General features: G+C 69.7%; 14 protein-coding genes. 5 read left to right on the top strand and 9 right to left on the bottom strand.

Annotation, left to right across the window (positions count from 1 at the left end; translation table 11 throughout):
- Nucleotides 1–60: 60 nt before the first annotated feature.
- The 3 genes from AB0B96_RS29055 to AB0B96_RS29045 form a co-directional block, all read right to left on the bottom strand.
- Entirely contained in the window at nucleotides 61–1614 is a 1554-nt protein-coding gene (locus tag AB0B96_RS29055; protein ID WP_362903671.1) for an amidohydrolase family protein, read from the bottom strand.
- 283 nt (nucleotides 1615–1897) lie between these two features.
- On the bottom strand, nucleotides 1898–4231 hold the full coding sequence (locus tag AB0B96_RS29050; RefSeq protein ID WP_362903669.1) for a hypothetical protein: 2334 nt from the start codon (nucleotides 4229–4231) through the stop codon (nucleotides 1898–1900).
- A 62-nt stretch (nucleotides 4232–4293) separates the two neighbouring features.
- On the bottom strand, nucleotides 4294–4425 hold the full coding sequence (locus tag AB0B96_RS29045) for a hypothetical protein (RefSeq protein ID WP_362903667.1): 132 nt from the start codon (nucleotides 4423–4425) through the stop codon (nucleotides 4294–4296).
- Between the two features lie 170 nt (nucleotides 4426–4595).
- On the opposite strand from AB0B96_RS29045, the gene AB0B96_RS29040 reads away from it, so the two are divergent.
- Entirely contained in the window at nucleotides 4596–5390 is a 795-nt protein-coding gene (locus tag AB0B96_RS29040) for a neutral zinc metallopeptidase (protein WP_362903665.1), read from the top strand.
- A gap of 48 nt (nucleotides 5391–5438) precedes the next feature.
- Here the strand turns inward: AB0B96_RS29040 and AB0B96_RS29035 are convergent, their stop codons facing one another.
- Nucleotides 5439–5813, bottom strand: a complete 375-nt coding sequence (locus AB0B96_RS29035; RefSeq protein ID WP_362903663.1) for a VOC family protein — start codon at nucleotides 5811–5813, stop codon at nucleotides 5439–5441.
- Nucleotides 5814–6059: 246 nt separating this feature from the next.
- Here AB0B96_RS29035 and AB0B96_RS29030 point away from each other — a divergent pair, with 246 nt between their 5' ends.
- Nucleotides 6060–7013 carry an NAD(P)-dependent alcohol dehydrogenase gene (locus AB0B96_RS29030; RefSeq protein ID WP_362903661.1) on the top strand — a complete coding sequence of 318 codons (954 nt, stop codon included), beginning with the start codon at nucleotides 6060–6062 and terminating at the stop codon, nucleotides 7011–7013.
- Between the two features lie 141 nt (nucleotides 7014–7154).
- Here the strand turns inward: AB0B96_RS29030 and AB0B96_RS29025 are convergent, their stop codons facing one another.
- Entirely contained in the window at nucleotides 7155–8108 is a 954-nt protein-coding gene (locus tag AB0B96_RS29025; protein WP_362903659.1) for a LysR family transcriptional regulator, read from the bottom strand.
- Nucleotides 8109–8277: 169 nt separating this feature from the next.
- Between AB0B96_RS29025 and AB0B96_RS29020 the strand changes: the two genes are divergently transcribed.
- Complete coding sequence (locus AB0B96_RS29020) at nucleotides 8278–9144, top strand: class I SAM-dependent methyltransferase (RefSeq protein ID WP_362903657.1); 867 nt, start codon at nucleotides 8278–8280, stop codon at nucleotides 9142–9144.
- 177 nt (nucleotides 9145–9321) lie between these two features.
- On the opposite strand, the gene AB0B96_RS29015 is transcribed toward AB0B96_RS29020, so the two are convergent.
- The 3 genes from AB0B96_RS29015 to AB0B96_RS29005 all read right to left on the bottom strand — a co-directional run bounded on the left by AB0B96_RS29015 (nucleotide 9322) and on the right by AB0B96_RS29005 (nucleotide 13162).
- Nucleotides 9322–10461 carry an NAD(P)/FAD-dependent oxidoreductase gene (locus AB0B96_RS29015; protein ID WP_362903655.1) on the bottom strand — a complete coding sequence of 380 codons (1140 nt, stop codon included), beginning with the start codon at nucleotides 10459–10461 and terminating at the stop codon, nucleotides 9322–9324.
- Nucleotides 10462–10625: 164 nt separating this feature from the next.
- Nucleotides 10626–11834 carry a tetratricopeptide repeat protein gene (locus AB0B96_RS29010; RefSeq protein WP_362903653.1) on the bottom strand — a complete coding sequence of 403 codons (1209 nt, stop codon included), beginning with the start codon at nucleotides 11832–11834 and terminating at the stop codon, nucleotides 10626–10628.
- The gene (locus AB0B96_RS29005; protein WP_362903651.1) at nucleotides 11831–13162 is read right to left on the bottom strand and encodes an AAA family ATPase; all 1332 of its coding nucleotides are present in this window, start codon (nucleotides 13160–13162) and stop codon (nucleotides 11831–11833) included. The genes AB0B96_RS29010 and AB0B96_RS29005 overlap by 4 nt, the downstream gene beginning before the upstream one ends.
- Nucleotides 13163–13453: 291 nt before the next feature.
- Between AB0B96_RS29005 and AB0B96_RS29000 the strand changes: the two genes are divergently transcribed.
- Together AB0B96_RS29000 and AB0B96_RS28995 are read left to right on the top strand one after the other, a co-directional pair.
- Complete coding sequence (locus AB0B96_RS29000) at nucleotides 13454–14041, top strand: RNA polymerase sigma factor (protein WP_362903648.1); 588 nt, start codon at nucleotides 13454–13456, stop codon at nucleotides 14039–14041.
- Nucleotides 14042–14055: 14 nt separating this feature from the next.
- A complete protein-coding gene (locus AB0B96_RS28995; protein ID WP_362903646.1) occupies nucleotides 14056–14964 on the top strand; it encodes a CU044_5270 family protein in 909 nt (302 codons plus the stop codon).
- A 230-nt stretch (nucleotides 14965–15194) separates the two neighbouring features.
- Here the strand turns inward: AB0B96_RS28995 and AB0B96_RS28990 are convergent, their stop codons facing one another.
- Nucleotides 15195–15767: a TetR family transcriptional regulator gene (locus AB0B96_RS28990; RefSeq protein ID WP_362903644.1), complete on the bottom strand. Its 573-nt coding sequence runs from the start codon at nucleotides 15765–15767 to the stop codon at nucleotides 15195–15197.
- Between the last annotated feature and the right edge of the window lie 22 nt (nucleotides 15768–15789).

Below are 15789 nucleotides of genomic sequence, written 5' to 3'. Positions count from 1 at the left end.
GCGCGGTCCGGGACGGTGGAGAACGTTCGGTGATGAAACGCGGGTGAAGCGCCGGGATGTTCAGTGATGCAGCGCGGGTGAAGCGCTGGGATGACAGGCGCAGCCGGCCACCCGTGCCGCGGCCGGGACGGCCTCCCGAGCGGCCGTGATCACATCGTCCAGCATGCGCTGCCGCTGTGCGCGATCGATCAACCGGCCTCGAACGAACACCGCGCCGATGCGCGTCGTGTTGCGGATGTCGCGCAGCGGGTCGGCGTCCAGCAACACCAGGTCCGCCACCTTTCCGCGCTCGACGGTCCCGTGGTCACGCAGCCCGAGCTGCCTCGCCGGTTCCAGGGTCGCCGCCCGCAGGATGCTCATGCCGCTGAGCCCTGCCTGGGACAGCAGCTCCAGCTCGTCGTGCAAGCCGAAGCCGGGCATCACATACGAGGTGCCGGTATCGGTGCCCGCCAGCAGCGGCACCCCGGCGCGATCGAGTTCGGCGACCAGCCGCAGCCGGCGTTCGAAAAGCTCCCTGCGTGACGCGGCCTGCTCCGCTGGACGGTCTTTCAGATACACCTCCCGCATGGTCATCTCCCACAACTGCCGTATCTGAGCGGGGAAACAGCGGTGACGCGGGTCATCGGTGCGCACACTCGACGGTGTGTCGACGACCCGGTGGTTGGTCAGCGTCGGCGTCAACCGGGTCTGGTTGCGCGCCAGGCGGTCGAAGACGCGGGCGGCCTTGCGCCGATCGTAGCTGCGCGCGGCGGCGTACTCCACGGGGTGCATTCGGTTGTACCAGCCGGCATATTCTCCCGGGCCGATCGGCACCGCGGTGATCGCCCGACGTAGCTTTCGCTCCTGGTCAGAGGTGTTGTACCAGACCGCCGACAGATGTTCGATCGTCCGCAGCCCGGCATCGCTCGCCTCGGTGAAGCGGACGAAATCCGGCACATGGCCGAGGATGGGAATCCGCTGTCTGCGCGCCTCGTCGGCCAGGGCGAGAAAGGACGCCCGGCTGAGCCGCGTGTAGGTCTTGATGAAGTCGGCGCCCGCCGCCTTCTCCCGCCGTACCGCGGCACGGGCCTGTTCCGGACCGGCCACGCTGACGAAGGGCGGCCCGATCCCCTCCCACAGCGACGGCGCACCGTCGATCATGCGGCTGCCGATCACGTACCGGGGACCCAGACGGGTACCGGCCTCCGCCTCACGCCGCCAGGCACTGATCGCCGGGTTCGCGCTCATCTCCCGCACGGTGGTGACCCCGTTGGCGAGGTAGAGCGGCGGATAAGTGCGCTCCAGTTCCGTGGAGTGCACGTGCATGTCCACGAGCCCGGGGATGAGGAATTTGCCTGTACCGTCCACCACGGTCGCCCCCGCGGGAACGGGCACCGACCGGACCGGGCCCACCGCGACGATGCGCTCGCCCCGCACCAGCACCGTCATGTCACGAGCCGCCGGTCGTCCCGTCGCGTCGATGACCGTCACCCGCACGACGGCGGTGACCTTACCCTCCGCACCCCCGACCGCCCTGGTGCTCGCCTGCGCGGTCCGGCCGCCCCCTACCAGCGCCCCGACCGCGGTCGCAGCCGCCCCAGCGATCACACTTCGCCGGGAAACATCCTTCTTCATCGTGCGACTCCTTGCCCCCGTTGGTTTTCACCAGCTTTCTGGAGTCGCGCCGTGTTCACGATGAAGGAGACAGGTCATCACAGGTAAGGCGGGCCCTACCGTGCCCGCTCCGCGGCCTGCCGTAGCGACCGGAATCCCGGTGTACCCCCGGCCGGTTCCCCGTCCGACGGGCGACCATCCACCTCCACCGCGCCGTACCCCACCCGACCGGCGGGCGAAGGCCCTGGACGCCGACGGTGACAAGAACGCCACAGCCTTGGATGCCGCGCGACTGGAAGCGTGCTCACCGGATGGGACGCTTCCGGTACGTGACCCGCTTGTCCCCCTCGCCGGAGAACGCCATGATCAGCAGACGCTGGCCGTTCTCGTGCACACCCTTCCAATCGAACCAGTCGTAGTGCACGCGGATCCGGTAGTGCCCCGCACGGCCGTTGAGCGACAGGTCGGGAAACTCGGTGCCGCTCATATCGTCCCTGAGCACGATCTCTCCGGTGGGGCTTTCGTAACCGACCTCGACGACGTGGTCCCAGCCCTTCGTCTCCACCGGTGGGCGGTGGGTGTAGGTCTCCAGCGTGACGCAGAGGTCGAAGTCGGGGTGCGTGAAGATCATCAGGTGACCGGGGGTCGAGGCCACCAGGCCGGTGCCCTGAGCCCCTTCCAGCAGGCCGTCGTCGTGCGGGTCCCCGCCGTCCTCGGTCGGCTCGTACGTCTCCACGACCCCGTAGTCCGTCCACTGGGGTTCCTTCATGCGAACCACCTTGGCCGGTTCGATGAGCGGGCGGTGGCGAGGAGTCGCGTCGCACATGCGCTGCGCGTCGTCCTCCCACTCCTGCTCCTCCCGCCTCTGTTCGGCGGCCGCGGCCTTGGCCACGGTGCCCGCGCTGGGGCAGATCTCCGCGAGCGGGTAGGTCAGGTCATCGCGCTCCAACCCCTCCGTCGTCTGAAGGCGGGCGACCTCCTGGGGATCGTTGCGGGTGTAGATACCGCACAGCCAGTGGGCGTAGCCGAGGATCACGGCGTCGGGCGCGGTGGCGGCGAACTTCACCAAATTTCCCTGCCGGAAGGAGCACACGAATCGCTGATCCCGGGTGAGGTCGGGTTCCTCGGGCTCGCCCGTCCACGTCTCGCGTGGCCCGCAGTCCTCGGCCGCGGTGACCAGGCCACGGGCCTGGTCCGCGGCGGGCACGAAACCGAGCACGACCAGTGTGGCGAGCACGGCCGGCAGCACGCGACGGCGTACGCGCGGGGCGGGCGCGGCCGGGTACAGAAGCACCAGGAGCAGGGCGGAGCCGAGCAAGGCCACGCTGTACCACAGCGGTGAGATGCCGAAGAAGATCTCACCGTCCTTCCCCGGGGTGAACATCTCCTCCGGGTAGATCTGTGCGCCTTCGTAGAAGAAGTCGCCGGACTCCCCTGACCTCGGCGTCGCCGTGAGCGCGCTGACGAGGCCCACGGCCGCGGCGACGGTCAACGCCCGCGTCGTGAATCGCACGAGAGGGCGGGTCCTGCGCAGGACGGCGACCAGGATCAGCAGTGCGGGACCGCCGACACCGACGAAGACGTCCAGGGCGAGCCATGTCAGAGCATGCCCGTTGCCTCCGTACCTGCGGACGAACTCCTCGATCGCGCCCCTGGGGCCGATCCAGTGGTACATGCCGTACGCGAGGTTGACGGCGGCGGGGATCAGCGGGAGCGCGACCGCCGCGGCGGCCAGCGGCCACCACCTGGCCGCCGACCGCGCAGGCGCCTGCCGGGGAACCGACCCCGGAAGAGGGTTCGCCAACTCATGAGCGGTCCTGGCGTTCCACACCAGCCCGAAGACGCCGGCGGCGCCGAGGAGCGTATAGACCGTGAGGATGTCGAGGGACCCGTTGTCGCCGAAGGAGACGACCCCGTTGGGCTGGAGGATGAACGCCATCTGCGCGATGACGCCTATCCGGACGGTCGCCGCGCTCCACCGAGGATCCCTGGCCTGGGCGATCAGAATCGACACGAACCATGCCAGCCAGACGTATCCGTACCCTCTGGCAAGGGCGAGGATCTGCGCGACGAAGCTCATATCGAAGACGCCCGCGATCTCCTGGCCGATGCCGCTCACGCAGGCGATGCTCCCGACGACGAGTGAGAACAGCCGAAGCCTGCGGGAGACGATGTCACGGAGCACCAGGAAGAACAGCCAGACGACGGCCAACTGCACGAAACCGGAGACGATCCCCGTCACCGACCAGAGCCAGTAAATCTCCAGTGCGAAGACCAGCGGGGTACTGACGATGCCGAGCAGGCCACAGCCGACGCCGAGGTACAGGGCGAGTCGCAGCAGGCCGACCTTCCTGCCCCGGTGTGTCAGCTCGCCGCGGGCGCGCCCGCGCAGCACCTGCCACAGAGCCCACGCCTGGAGCGCCCCGATGAGGATCAGGACGAGCGCCAGCCCCCACGAGACGGTGAACGTGTCTCTGTCGGGGCCGAAGAACCAGCCCATGTCGGACTCTCGGGTGACGACTCCCCAAAGGAGATCACCGCGGTCGGTGGTGAGCGCGAAGGCGCCCAGTACGGCGACCGAGACGAGGTAACCCAGCGCGATCAGGGCGGCGATTCTGCCGAAACGGTAGCGACGCATGGCCATCTCTTGGGGACGGAGCGGTCAAAGCGCCCAACCATAGCGAGTCACCAGGAAGTTGATCAAGGCATCGCGAATTTCGATGCTTTTCCGATCGCCTTCCGGATATTGCGCAACAGGCGGGAGTAGTGGGCCGTTTTGTCGTCGGTGGAAAGAGAGAAGCCGTCCAGGAAAGGGTTGTCGATGACGGGCACGCCTTGTCCGCGCATTCTCTGTCGCGCGGGTCGCGGCCAGCCCCGTACGGCCAGGCCGTATTCTTCGGCCGACGCGACCGTCAGGTCGAGAATGTCGTCTCGCCCCCCTCGGCCAGGCAGCGGAAGTCCAGATGCGTCGGCGTGATCTTCGCGCTGTACAGTTCCGCTTCATGCGTACCCCCCATATCGCCCTGTCGGCCGGGGTTCTGGTCGGCCTGTTGCTTACCGGCACCGCCCACGCCGACGCCGGTATCGGCGCACCGGTTCCCACCGGCACCAAGGCATTGACCCATAATCCGCTGTATCGCAGCGGCAAACTGACGCTGCCCTGTGCGCGGCACCCCGAAGACTCCGGCAGTGTCGCCGCCGCGAAAAAACACCTGACGGCGATACTGGGCTGCTTGAACGCCTCATGGTCCAAGCAGTTGAAGAAGACAGGCATGCCGTTCAAGAAACCGACGATTCAGTTCATGACCAAGCCCGGCCGCGCATGCGGATCGGCATGGGGCAGGTACCACACCGGCCGCTACTGCACCAGCCGACAGCGGCTGGTCATCATGATCAGCGACTATGCCGTCAAAGCACCTGCCGACCCGGTGATGCTGCATCTGATGGCACACGAGTACGCCCACCACGTACAGAACCTCACCGGCATATTGAACGCCCACGCCCACCTGCCGGCCCGCACCAAGGCGCAGGCGCTGACGCAGAGCCGCCGCCTGGAGCTGCAGGCCGACTGCCTGGGAGCGGCGTTCATGGCCGGTGTCTGGTCATCGCAGAACTACCGGGACGAGGACTGGAAGGAGGTCGTGGACCACTACCGGATCAGCGGCGACGAGGAGGTCAACAAGGAACGCAGTCACGGCACGGGCAAGAACCGGGCCGCCTGGCTGCAGCGGGGCTTCGCAGGCGCCTCCCCGGCCGCGTGCAACACCTGGACCGCACCGGCGTCCCGCGTCGCCTGACACGGAGGAGAATGCGCCCTCGCGGCGCGCGCCCCAGCGGTGAGCGGCTCAGCTTGAGCTGTGGCGACCGAAGACGATGCAGAACGGGTGACCGACGGGATCGGTAAAGGCTCGAAAGCCCGACTCGTGTTCACTCGGGACACGGGTGGCGCCCAGGGCGAGCAATTCCCGCTCGGCCTGATCGGGGTCGGTCACCCGGATGTCGAGGTGCATCTGCTGGGGATGCGCGGGGTCGGGCCAGCGTGGTGGAATCCACGGGACGGCCCGCTGGAAGGCCACCTGCCGAAGGCCCGGTTCCGCGCCGATGACCACCCAGCCGCCGATGTCCTCGTTGATCCTCATCCCCAGCACCCGGCAGTAGAACTCCGCGAGAGCGCGCGGATCGGGGCAGTCGATCACGGTCTTTTCGAGGCGTCCGATCATACCGACAGCATGCCAGTGTGCCGGCGACGACCGCTCGCTCTCATCGGCATGAGCGGGTGTCGAACCCACGCGCCGAACAGCGCACGTCACGGCGTCGATGGCCGCGCATGTAAATAAACTTTGACATGATGTCTGCGGCGTTTTACATTGGCTGATGTCAGCTTTGTTTTACATCCCCATCGCCCGGCCGATCCGGGTCGGACTCGATGACGTCTTCCGGTTCCCCACCACCGAAGGAGACCCCCTATGAGGGCGATCGTCCAGGACGAGTACGGCCCGCCGCACACGCTGAGTCTCGGCGAGGTCCCGACCCCGACGCCCGGCGCCGACGACGTGCTGATCCGGGTGCACGCGGCCGGCGTCGACTACGGCGTGTGGCACATCATGACCGGGTTGCCGCTCGTCGCCCGCCCCGGCTTCGGCCTGCGCCGGCCCCGCAACCGGGTGCCGGGCATGGACGTGGCCGGCGTCGTGGAGTCCGTCGGCGCGAACGTGACCGCGTTTCGCCCCGGCGACGAGGTGTACGGCGAGGCGACCGGCGCGTACGCGCAGTTCGCGCTCGCCCGCCCGGCCAAGCTCGCCCGCAAACCCGCTAACCTGAGCTTCACCGAGGCGGCGGCCGTACCCACCTCGGGGGTGACCGCGTTACGGGCCCTCGGCCAGGTCACCGTCGGCGAGAAGGTGCTGGTAATCGGCGCGGGCGGCGGAGTGGGCAGCTTCGCGACGCAACTCGCGACCGCCGTCGGCGCCCACGTCACCGCCGTGTGCAGCACGGCCAAGGCCGATCTCGTCCGGTCGCTGGGCGCCCGGGCCGTCATCGACTACACGCGCGAGCCGCTCACCGGAACGTACGACCTGGTCGTCGACATCGCGGGCATCCGGCCGCTGCCCCTGCTGCGCGGGCTGCTCACCGAGCGCGGCCGGCTCGTCGTCGTCGGCGGCGAGGGCGGCGGCCGGTGGTTCGGCGGGCTCGGCCGGATGCTGACCGTCCGGCTGATCACACCGTTCACGCGCCAACGCCTGGACGCGCTGATCGCGCTGACCCGCACCGCCGACCTGGACACGCTGCGCGACCTCATCGAGGCCGGGACCGTGCGACCGGCCGTCGGGCGTACGTACCCCCTGGCGGAGACCTCCACCGCGGTGAGCGACCTGGCGACGGGCAACGCGCCGGGAAAGCTCGTCATCACGATCGACTGACCCCGCGACGCCCGGATCGATCCTCCACAGCGAGACCTGAGGCCGTCGAGGACCGTGCCGCCGTCGACGGCTCGCCCGCACCCCCCGGAGCGAGGTCGCCGCGTACCGCGACCGACCGCGACGTCGAGAGAGCCCGGTCGATCAGGCCGGGATCTGCTCACGGCTCACGTGGGCGATCACGTCCAGCAGTGCGGTCACGGCGGGGAGGCGGAAAGGCGGCGCCAGGGAGGCCGCGTACAACCGGCGGGAAGGGAGCGAAGGCGCGGTCGGCCTCCTCACCACCCCCGGGTGTACGGCGCCCCGCACCAGCGTGGGCACGAGCATGATGCCGGATCCGCCCGCGACCAGGGCCTGCCTGCCGTTCCAGTCCTCGCAGAAGAACCCGATCCGAGGGGATCTGCCCAGGGCTTCGGCGAGCTGGGGAATCGGGCCGAGGCAGTCGGGGTAACCGCCTTCGATCCACACCTCGTCGCACAGGTCGGACAGCGACACCCGGCGAAGCCCTGCCAGCCGATGGTCGGCGGGCAGGGCGACCTGGAACTCCTCGTCCAGCAACGGGAGCAGATCGACCCCGGTGAAGTCGGCGGGCTCAAGGAGTTCGGCCGACGGGTCGTGCTTGGCCGCCGACGGATCCGCGTACAGGCTCCAGGCGGTGACCAGGGCGAGGTCGACGCGAGCCTCTTTGATCGCGGCCATCGGCCCCGCGGCGTCCTCCCGCACCAGACTCAGCCGCACTCCGGGGTGGGATCGGCTGAAACGCCTGATGACCTCCGGCATCAACCAGGTGTTCGCGCTGGAGAACGCCGACAGGCGCAGATGCCCGGTCTCGGCGCTGGTGAAGGCGCCCACCCGCATCTCCAGGGCCCGTAGACGCGCCAGCACGTCCCGCGCCTGATCGACGACTATCTCACCGGCCGCCGTCGCCTTGACGCCGCGCGCGGTGCGCCGGAAGAGCGGCACACCGAGCCTGCGCTCCAGACCGCCGATCTGCCGTGACACGGCCGGCTGCGTCATCGACAGGGCTTCGGCCGCCGCCGAGAAGGAACCGCGTTCCTCCACCTCGACCATCACCTGCAACGTCCAGGGGTCAAGCATGGGCGAATCCTCCTCTCCGATCGGCCTGCCATACAGGTCGTGCATGTCTCCCATAGGAGATCCGCAGTGGTGCGCATATCACTCCTGGATGATCCTGGGAATCGTGGGGGCGCCTGATGACCGTCGACCACAGCATCCCGAACGAACGACCCACCGGAAAAGGAGATTCATGTCCCTCTCGAACGCCGCGCAGGCGAATTCATGGAACGGGCCCGAAGGAGCCCACTGGGCCGCGAGCACGGACCGCATCACGGGCCGCAACACCGCCCTGCACCGGCTGTTGTTCGAGGCCGCGGCGATAGGGGAAACGGACCGGGTCCTGGACGTCGGGTGCGGGGCGGGCGAGACGACCATCCTGGCGGCCCGTCAAGCGTCCCGCGGGTACGCCGTGGGTCTCGACCTCTCCCGGCCGATGCTGGAACGGGCCCGGGCCGACCAGGCCCGAGCCGAGCTCGTCAACCTCAGGTTCGAGGAAGGGGACGCCCAGGTACACCCCCTGGGCGACGGTGAGTTCGACGTGGCCGTCAGCCGGTTCGGAATCATGTTCTTCGCCGACCCGGTGGCCGCCTTCGCCAACATCGGCCGCGCCCTGAAACCCACCGGCCGTCTCGTCTTCGTGTGCCCGCGGCACATGGCCCGATGCGAGTGGTACACCATTCCGATCTCCGCTCTGGCCGGGCCTCCCGCGTCGTCCCCTCCGGCCGGGCCTTCCACGCCGTCCCCGAACGCGTACGAACCCGGAATGTTCTCGCTCGCCGACCGGGAGAGGATCGAGAGCGTACTCGGCGCGGCCGGATTCCGGGCGGTCACCGCGACCTCCGCCGACGTCCCGCTGTTCTTCGGCCGGGACGCCGCGAGCGCCGCCGACTTCTTCCTCGGCACCGGCCCGGTCCGTGCGATCCTCGACGACCCCGACGACGCGGTCATGACGCCCGACGCCGCCAGAACCGCTCTGGAGGACGCGCTGCGACCGCACGCGGGTCCCGAAGGCGTCCACCTGGGCGGAGAACTCTGGCTGGTCACCGCCGAACGGTGACCAGCCGACCTCGCATTCGTCGATCCACTCGCCACGGTCAGCCGCAGAGCAGCCACGGGAATTCCCCGCCTTCGGCGCGCTGACCGGACTCCGCTGGATCCTCGACACTCCTGACGCCCGACCCGGCCGCCGGCCGATCTTCTCGTCACGGGGCGGGGCGGGGCCGGGTCCGCTCCGTCACCGGCGGGGGTGGTCGGCCACCGGGTCCGCGAGGCGTTGGTCGATGTCGGGAAACGAGCCGTCGCCGAACAGGATCCGCGCCGCCAGGGCGCGACCGGCGCGACCGCGTAGCACGGTCACCGCCGCCTCCGCTGCGGCGGGGGACCGGATACCGGCGAAGACGCGGCGCAGCGACAACCGGCCCCGAAACCGGTTTCGCAACGCGCCCCCGTCGTACCGGCTCAGCACGCGTTGGTCGCCGGTACGCAGGTATCCGGCGGTGACCGCCGCGGCCAACTCGGACATGCGCAGGCAGGGGTCCAGCCCACCGGCCGTGAGCGGTGACACCGCACCCGCCGCGTCCCCGACGAGCAGCCCGGCGGGACATGCCAGCCGCCGCAGTACACCGCCGACCGGGATCGGACCACCTCGACGCTCGATCGGCCCGACCGGCGCCGCGTGGCCGGGCGCGTCCGCGACGAAGGCGTCCAGCAGGTGGCGGATACCGGCGCGCATCGCGTCCGGATAGCCCGCGACACCGACATGCGCGTGCCGGCCGTCGTCGATCACCCACCCCAGATACCCCGGAGCGACCCGGGGGTCCAGCACGCAGTGGAACGTCGGGGTGGTCGTGCCCGACGCGATCGGGTGGACGATCTCGGCGCCGACGAGAAGGCGCCGGTTGACGTCAAGGCCGAGGTCACGGGCCACCCGGGAGCGGGCACCGTCCGCACCGACGACGAACCGCGCCCTCACCGGTTCCGCGCCCTCCAACCGCACGAACCCCCTCGACGCGTGGACGTACCGTACGCCCAGGAGGACCCGTGCCCCGGCCGACTCCGCCGCGCCGCGCGCGTGCTCGTAGACGGCCGCCATGTCGGCCACGCGATACTCGTCCCGGTCACTGATGAACCTGATCGGTGCCCGTCGCGACGGCGGATACAGCAGCACGTCCCGGATCCCCGGCCCGAGCAGGTGATCCGGGATGTCGAAGTCGTCGAGGGTACGGCGCACGAAGATCCCCGTCGTGCGGATGCCGGCCGACAACGATCCTCGACGGTCGACCACCATCACGTTCAGGTCCCGGCGCGCGAGCAGGCGGGCGGTGCTCAGACCGGCCAGGCCCGCACCCACGACCAGTACGTCCACTGTCTGCATATCTCGTGACGGTAAGGGCGACGCCTCGCCCGTACGACGGTTTGCACGCTACCTGCCCTATACCTCCACACCGTCGCCACACTCGGCTCCCCTACCGAGAGAGCCGTGCCCCCCGCCCCGGTCGGCACCGCGCACACCCGCCGAAGTGCCCCGGTCCAGCCGGGTCAGCGCGGATGCAGGAGGTTGGCGGCCCAGGTGGACGCCAGGCAGGTGTAGAAGACGAGCAGCACCGGGACCAACGACTGGCCGACGTACGACATCGGGATCAGGGCCGCCTGCGTCGCGGCCAGCGCGCCGGTGACACCTCCGAAAACGTGGCGGCGCACCCCGCTGAGCCGTGCCGTCTCCTGGACGGGCGTGATCAGTCCGAGCACGGCGACACCCGCCATCACGGTGCCGGGCGACCGCGCCACGGCGGCCGAGACCAGCAGCACGATCCCGCAGCAGAAGAGGCCCGCGGAGATCCGGGCGGCCCACACCTCGGCGGTGTCGAACAGCTGCCGGTCGCGAAGGTTCCGGTGCAGAACCAGCGTGGTCACGGCCTGGCTCACCCAGTTCACCCAGGTCGCCACCGTGAGCAGCACCATGTAGACGAACCAGGGGACGAACAGGCACAGCGCGAGCCACAGCAGGATCCGCCGGCGGGTGAGGAGACGCAGAGACGCGAGCCAGCCGTCGAGACGACGCAGCGGATTGCGCTGTTTGAGGGCCTCCAGGAGCAGGCTCCGGCCCTCCTCGTACTCGGGCGCGAGCCGGAGTGTCTCGCGGAACGCGTCGGCGGCGGCCCTGTGGTCGCCGGTCGTCATCATGACCAGCCCGTACGCACGGTGCGCGTCCGCGTTCTCGGGGGCCAGCCGGATCGCCCGCGAGGCGTGCTCGCGGGCGCCGTCCGCGTCGCCGAGCTCGGCCAGGGCGAGCCCCATGATCTGGGCGAGCCCGCCGTCCTCCGGTGCCAGCCGCAGTCCACGGCCCGCGGCTCCGGCGGCGGCCGGGAACTCGCGAAGGTTGAAGTGGGTGCGGGCCAGCAGTTCGTAGATCAACGGCTCGTCCGGGCCGCGCGCCAGCGCGTTCTGGAAGGCACCCAACGCCTCGCGCTCCCGGCCGGTTCTGCCCAGGATCAACCCGGCCACCCAGTGCCCGAACCAGTGATCGGGGATCAGCCCGGTCCCGCGGTTCGCCTCCACGAGCGCCTCGTCCATGTCTTTCTGGAGAAAAAGCGCGAGGGCGAGCATGAGGTGCGCGGCCGGATTCTGCGGATCCTCGGCCAGCGCGGCACGGGCCTCCCGCTCGGCGTCGGGGCCGCGGCGCAGCATCACCAGCATCCGCGCCCGCTCCGCCAGAGCCTGGACCCGGGCGTCGACCGAGGAGGTCATCGCCGCCTGCCGCCGATCCAGGGCAGCAGGTCGTCCCAGGCCCCGCTCTCGTTGGAGTACGTGACGTAGTTTCGGGCCGTGGCCATCCATTCGGCGACCGCCGTCGGGCGGACCGAACGGGCCGCGCCCAGCAGGTCGGCGGTTGACAGCGGCAGGAGGCGGCCAACGCGTATCGCGTCCTGGAGCTTGGCCTCCACGGCCCGGTCCACCACCCCCTTGAGGTCGGCACCGGTGAACCCCTCGGTGGCCTCGGCGATCATCCGGAAGTCCACCTCGGCCAGTGGCGTCTTCCTGCACAGCAGTGACAGAACGGCCGCCCGCGCCGCCGCGTCCGGCGGCGGCACGAACACCAGCTGGTCGAACCGGCCGGGACGGCGGAACGCCGCGTCCACGTACCAGGGGGCGTTCGTCGCCGCGAGGATCAGAACCCCCTCGTTGGCACCACCCTCCACACCGTCCATCTCCGCGAGGAACTGGTTGACGATCTGCCGGTTGTGCGCCTGCCCCATGTCCGAGCGGCGCGCCGCCAGCGCGTCGACCTCGTCGAAGAACAGCACGCACGGGCTGTTGCGACGGGCCCTTTCGAACGTCGCGTGCAGGTTGCGTTCGCTGGACCCGACGTACATGTCGAGGATGTCCGACAGTCCGACGCTGATGAAGTCGGCGCCCAGTTCTCCGGCGGCGGCCCGCGCCAGGTGGGTCTTACCGCAGCCGGGCGGCCCGTACAGCAGCACCCCGCCGCCGGCGCGCCTGCCGTAGGCGGCGAACATCTCCGGCTGCTGGACCGGCAGCAGCAGTTTCATCCGCAGGGACTGCTTGACCTGCTCCATCCCGGCCACGTCCGCGAAACTCGTACGCAGCCTGTCGGCGCCCGGGTTCAGGGGCGACGCCACGTTCGGCATCGCCTCGTCGAGGATGGGCCTCGGCAGGGAGTTCGTGAGCTCGGCCTCGAACACGGGATCGGCGAGCGAGCCGTCCCGTGCCACGGCCTCCCGGTAGCGCAGTCGTGCGGCCGCCACATCCCCCTCCGCGGCCAGCGCCCTGGCCACGACGACCCCGGCCCGGGGCGGCCCCTGCCCGGCCGCGACGCGTTCGACCGCCGCCAGGGCCGCGCCGCTCTTGCCCTGCCTGAGGAACACCTCGGCGAGCCCGGTCGCCGACTCGGCGTCACCGGGAACCAGGGCGAGCGCGGCACGGAACTCGGCCTCGGCATCCATGAGCAACCCCGCGCTCAGCAGCTGTTCGGCCAGGTGGCGCCGCAACGGAAGATTGTCCGGCGACACCCGCACCGCCTGCCGAAGCGCGTCCAACGTTCCCCGATCGGTCACAAGAGGCCCGCCTTTCACCCCAAAGCTGGAAACACCCGTCGATGATTCCACGCGCTCACGCACGACGGCGCCGCGTATCCGCTCCCTGCCTCTTCGACGCGAACCCCCTACCGGGCGCATCGCTTCCGGTCAACGAATGTCGACCGGCGCCTGAGGATCGGGAGAGCCGCAGCGAGCGGGGACGCGCGGTCGACGCCGAGGCGGCGGTGCGTGGTCGCGGAGAAATTCAGGGAACCCAGGCCCGCGCCCGCGGTAATTACCGATGTCAGCTGAGATCCGAAAGGCATGTACATGCGACATCAGAGCGGGCACGCGGTAACCACACCGGTGATCGACGACGCCACGGTGATCTCTCAGTCCCTGCACGACCCTGAGCACTTCGCCATCCTCTTCGAACGGCATGCGCCGGTCGTCAAGCGTTACGCCCTCCTGCGACTGGGAGAGGACGTGGCCGACGACATCGTGGCGGAGACCTTCATCGCGGCGTTTCAGCGGCGCGCCACCTACGACCTCACCCGCGAGAGCGCGCTGCCGTGGCTGTACGGCATCGCGACCAACGTCATCGGACGACACCGCCGTCGCGAGATCACCCTGTACAAGGCGCTGAGCCACAGGGGCGCTGACCCGGCGGACGAGCCGTTCACCGACCAGGTCGATGAACGGGTGGCGGCCTACCGGCTGCGGGACAGGCTCCTGCGGGCCCTCGCCGGCCTGCCAGCCGGACACCGGGACGCACTGCTTCTGGTGACCTGGGGCGAGCTCAGCTACGAGCATGCCGCCCAATCGCTCGGCGTGCCGTTGGGGACGGTGCGCTCGCGTGTCAACCGGGCTCGCCGGAAACTACGCCGCAAGCTCGGCGACATCGATCCGACACTGTGACAAGGAGTTCCGCCATGGACGAGATGACCTTGCTGAGCCGACGACGGGACGAGGTCCCGCTGCCGACCGACCTGAGCGCGGCACGGAACCGGCTCCTCGCCGAGATCCGCCATACCCCCGATGCCCGGCCCAGGCGGGTCGCTCGCCGGCGCTGGTGGGGCGCGCTGGCCGGCGTCTCCGGCCTGGCGGCCCTGGCGGTGGTGGCTGCCCAGTTGGCGGGCACCACCGAAGCGGGTAAGCCGCCCGTCACGCAGCCGATCAGCGCCGCCGTGGCGCTGGAGAACGCCGCGTTGGTGGCCGAGAAGACGGAGGCGACCACGGTCCGGCCGGACCAGTGGTTCTACATGAAGGAGTCGCAGCCGGTCGACGCCCTCCCCGTGTACGAGCACTGGAGCCGGATGGACGGCGTCATGGCGGCTCTACGGGGGAGCAACGGCAAGCTGAAGGTGACCAAGGCGGAGAAGGGCCCGACGAACCCCGCGAAGACCCTGAGCGAGATAGAGGCCCTGCCTGACGACCCGGACGCGATGCTGCGGCACTTCCGCGAACTCAACCGAGAACTCACGACCCTGTCGATCTGCGAGCCCGCATGCCCGCCGGGCAGCGAACAGGACCGCCGCGCCTACGGTGCGATCCAGTGGTACCTGAAGTTCGGACCGATCATTCCGCCGGACACCACCGCGACGATGTTCAGGGCGATGGCGAAGATCTCCAGCGTCAAGATCGAGGAGAACGTCGCCACCGCCGAAGGCCGCCCGGGGCTAGCGGTCGTCCTGGATCTCGGCGAAGCAGGCAAGGGGTACACGATCCTCGATCCCCAGACCTACCGCTACCTGGGTGTCAAGAGCGTGCGTGGCGATCACAGCATGGCCATGTCCGTCCTGGACTCCGGCATCGTCGACAAACCGGGCGAGACGCCCTGATCCAAGATCGGTCGCCCGAGGGTACGTCTCCCCCGGGCGGCCGACGCTCGTGCTCTCCGACGGTCGCGACGACCTCCGGCCAGAGGAGGTGCTGCCGTCAGGTGTCACACGGGCGATGCTCTTGTCGGATGTTCATGAGGGCGGATGACCTGTCGGATCAGGAGCGTCCGAAGATCGCTTCCTCCGTAAGGGGCGATTCGTTTCCCGGAACCCTCGGGAGGCCTCACAGGTCAGGCGTTCAGCGATCTTTGCACGGCGGCGTCCACCAGCTCGTGGATCTCCTGCTCGGTGAAGATGTCGGGCAGTGTCAGCCGTTCCACGATGAGCCAGTTCAGCGCGAGGTAGAGGAGCACCGCCGAGGTCGAGTCGCCGGGCAGGCCCGAGGCGGCGTGGTGGCCGACGTTGGCGTCGATGTCCTCGCGGATGCGTTTGGTCAGCACCGCGCGCAGCTCAGGGCGCCGGGTGGACTCCAGCCGCAGTTCGAGCAGGGCCAGGTAGCCGGAGTTGAAGGCGGAGACCCGATCCACCAGTTCGTGCATGAGCTCGGCGTAGCGGGTCGCGTCCTGCACACCTTCCCGGCTGCGGGCCATCGTGGCCTCGTCGGGCAGCAACCGCTCGTAGATGCGCCCGCCGACCTGGGTGAACAGGTCGTCGCGGTTGGCGAAGTAGTTGGAGGCCGTGCCCGGGGGCACGGCCGCCTCCGCGTCGACGGCCCGGAAGGTCAGCCCCCGCGCCCCCTCCTTGGCCAGCACCTCGATGGCCGCGTCGATCAACGCCTGCCGTCGCTCGGGATTCCTCCGCACTTGACACCACTCCATCTGTAGT

The organism is Streptosporangium sp. NPDC049046 (genome assembly GCF_040649155.1).
In the GTDB taxonomy this organism is placed as follows: domain Bacteria; phylum Actinomycetota; class Actinomycetes; order Streptosporangiales; family Streptosporangiaceae; genus Streptosporangium.
Note: the sequence above shows the minus strand (reverse complement) of the source record. Positions and strands in the feature narration are given on the sequence as shown.

What these genes read in the sequence shown, in the direction of transcription:
- AB0B96_RS29000 (WP_362903648.1), top strand. Translation starts at nt 13,454, where the DNA reads ATGCGACATCAGAGCGGGCACGCGGTAACCACACCGGTGATCGACGAC.
- AB0B96_RS29030 (WP_362903661.1), top strand. Translation starts at nt 6,060, where the DNA reads ATGAGGGCGATCGTCCAGGACGAGTACGGCCCGCCGCACACGCTGAGT.
- AB0B96_RS29055 (WP_362903671.1), bottom strand. Translation starts at nt 1,614, where the DNA reads ATGAAGAAGGATGTTTCCCGGCGAAGTGTGATCGCTGGGGCGGCTGCG.
- AB0B96_RS29015 (WP_362903655.1), bottom strand. Translation starts at nt 10,461, where the DNA reads ATGCAGACAGTGGACGTACTGGTCGTGGGTGCGGGCCTGGCCGGTCTG.
- AB0B96_RS29010 (WP_362903653.1), bottom strand. Translation starts at nt 11,834, where the DNA reads ATGACCTCCTCGGTCGACGCCCGGGTCCAGGCTCTGGCGGAGCGGGCG.
- AB0B96_RS29035 (WP_362903663.1), bottom strand. Translation starts at nt 5,813, where the DNA reads ATGATCGGACGCCTCGAAAAGACCGTGATCGACTGCCCCGATCCGCGC.
- AB0B96_RS29025 (WP_362903659.1), bottom strand. Translation starts at nt 8,108, where the DNA reads ATGCTTGACCCCTGGACGTTGCAGGTGATGGTCGAGGTGGAGGAACGC.
- AB0B96_RS29050 (WP_362903669.1), bottom strand. Translation starts at nt 4,231, where the DNA reads ATGCGTCGCTACCGTTTCGGCAGAATCGCCGCCCTGATCGCGCTGGGT.
- AB0B96_RS28995 (WP_362903646.1), top strand. Translation starts at nt 14,056, where the DNA reads ATGGACGAGATGACCTTGCTGAGCCGACGACGGGACGAGGTCCCGCTG.
- AB0B96_RS29040 (WP_362903665.1), top strand. Translation starts at nt 4,596, where the DNA reads ATGCGTACCCCCCATATCGCCCTGTCGGCCGGGGTTCTGGTCGGCCTG.
- AB0B96_RS29020 (WP_362903657.1), top strand. Translation starts at nt 8,278, where the DNA reads ATGTCCCTCTCGAACGCCGCGCAGGCGAATTCATGGAACGGGCCCGAA.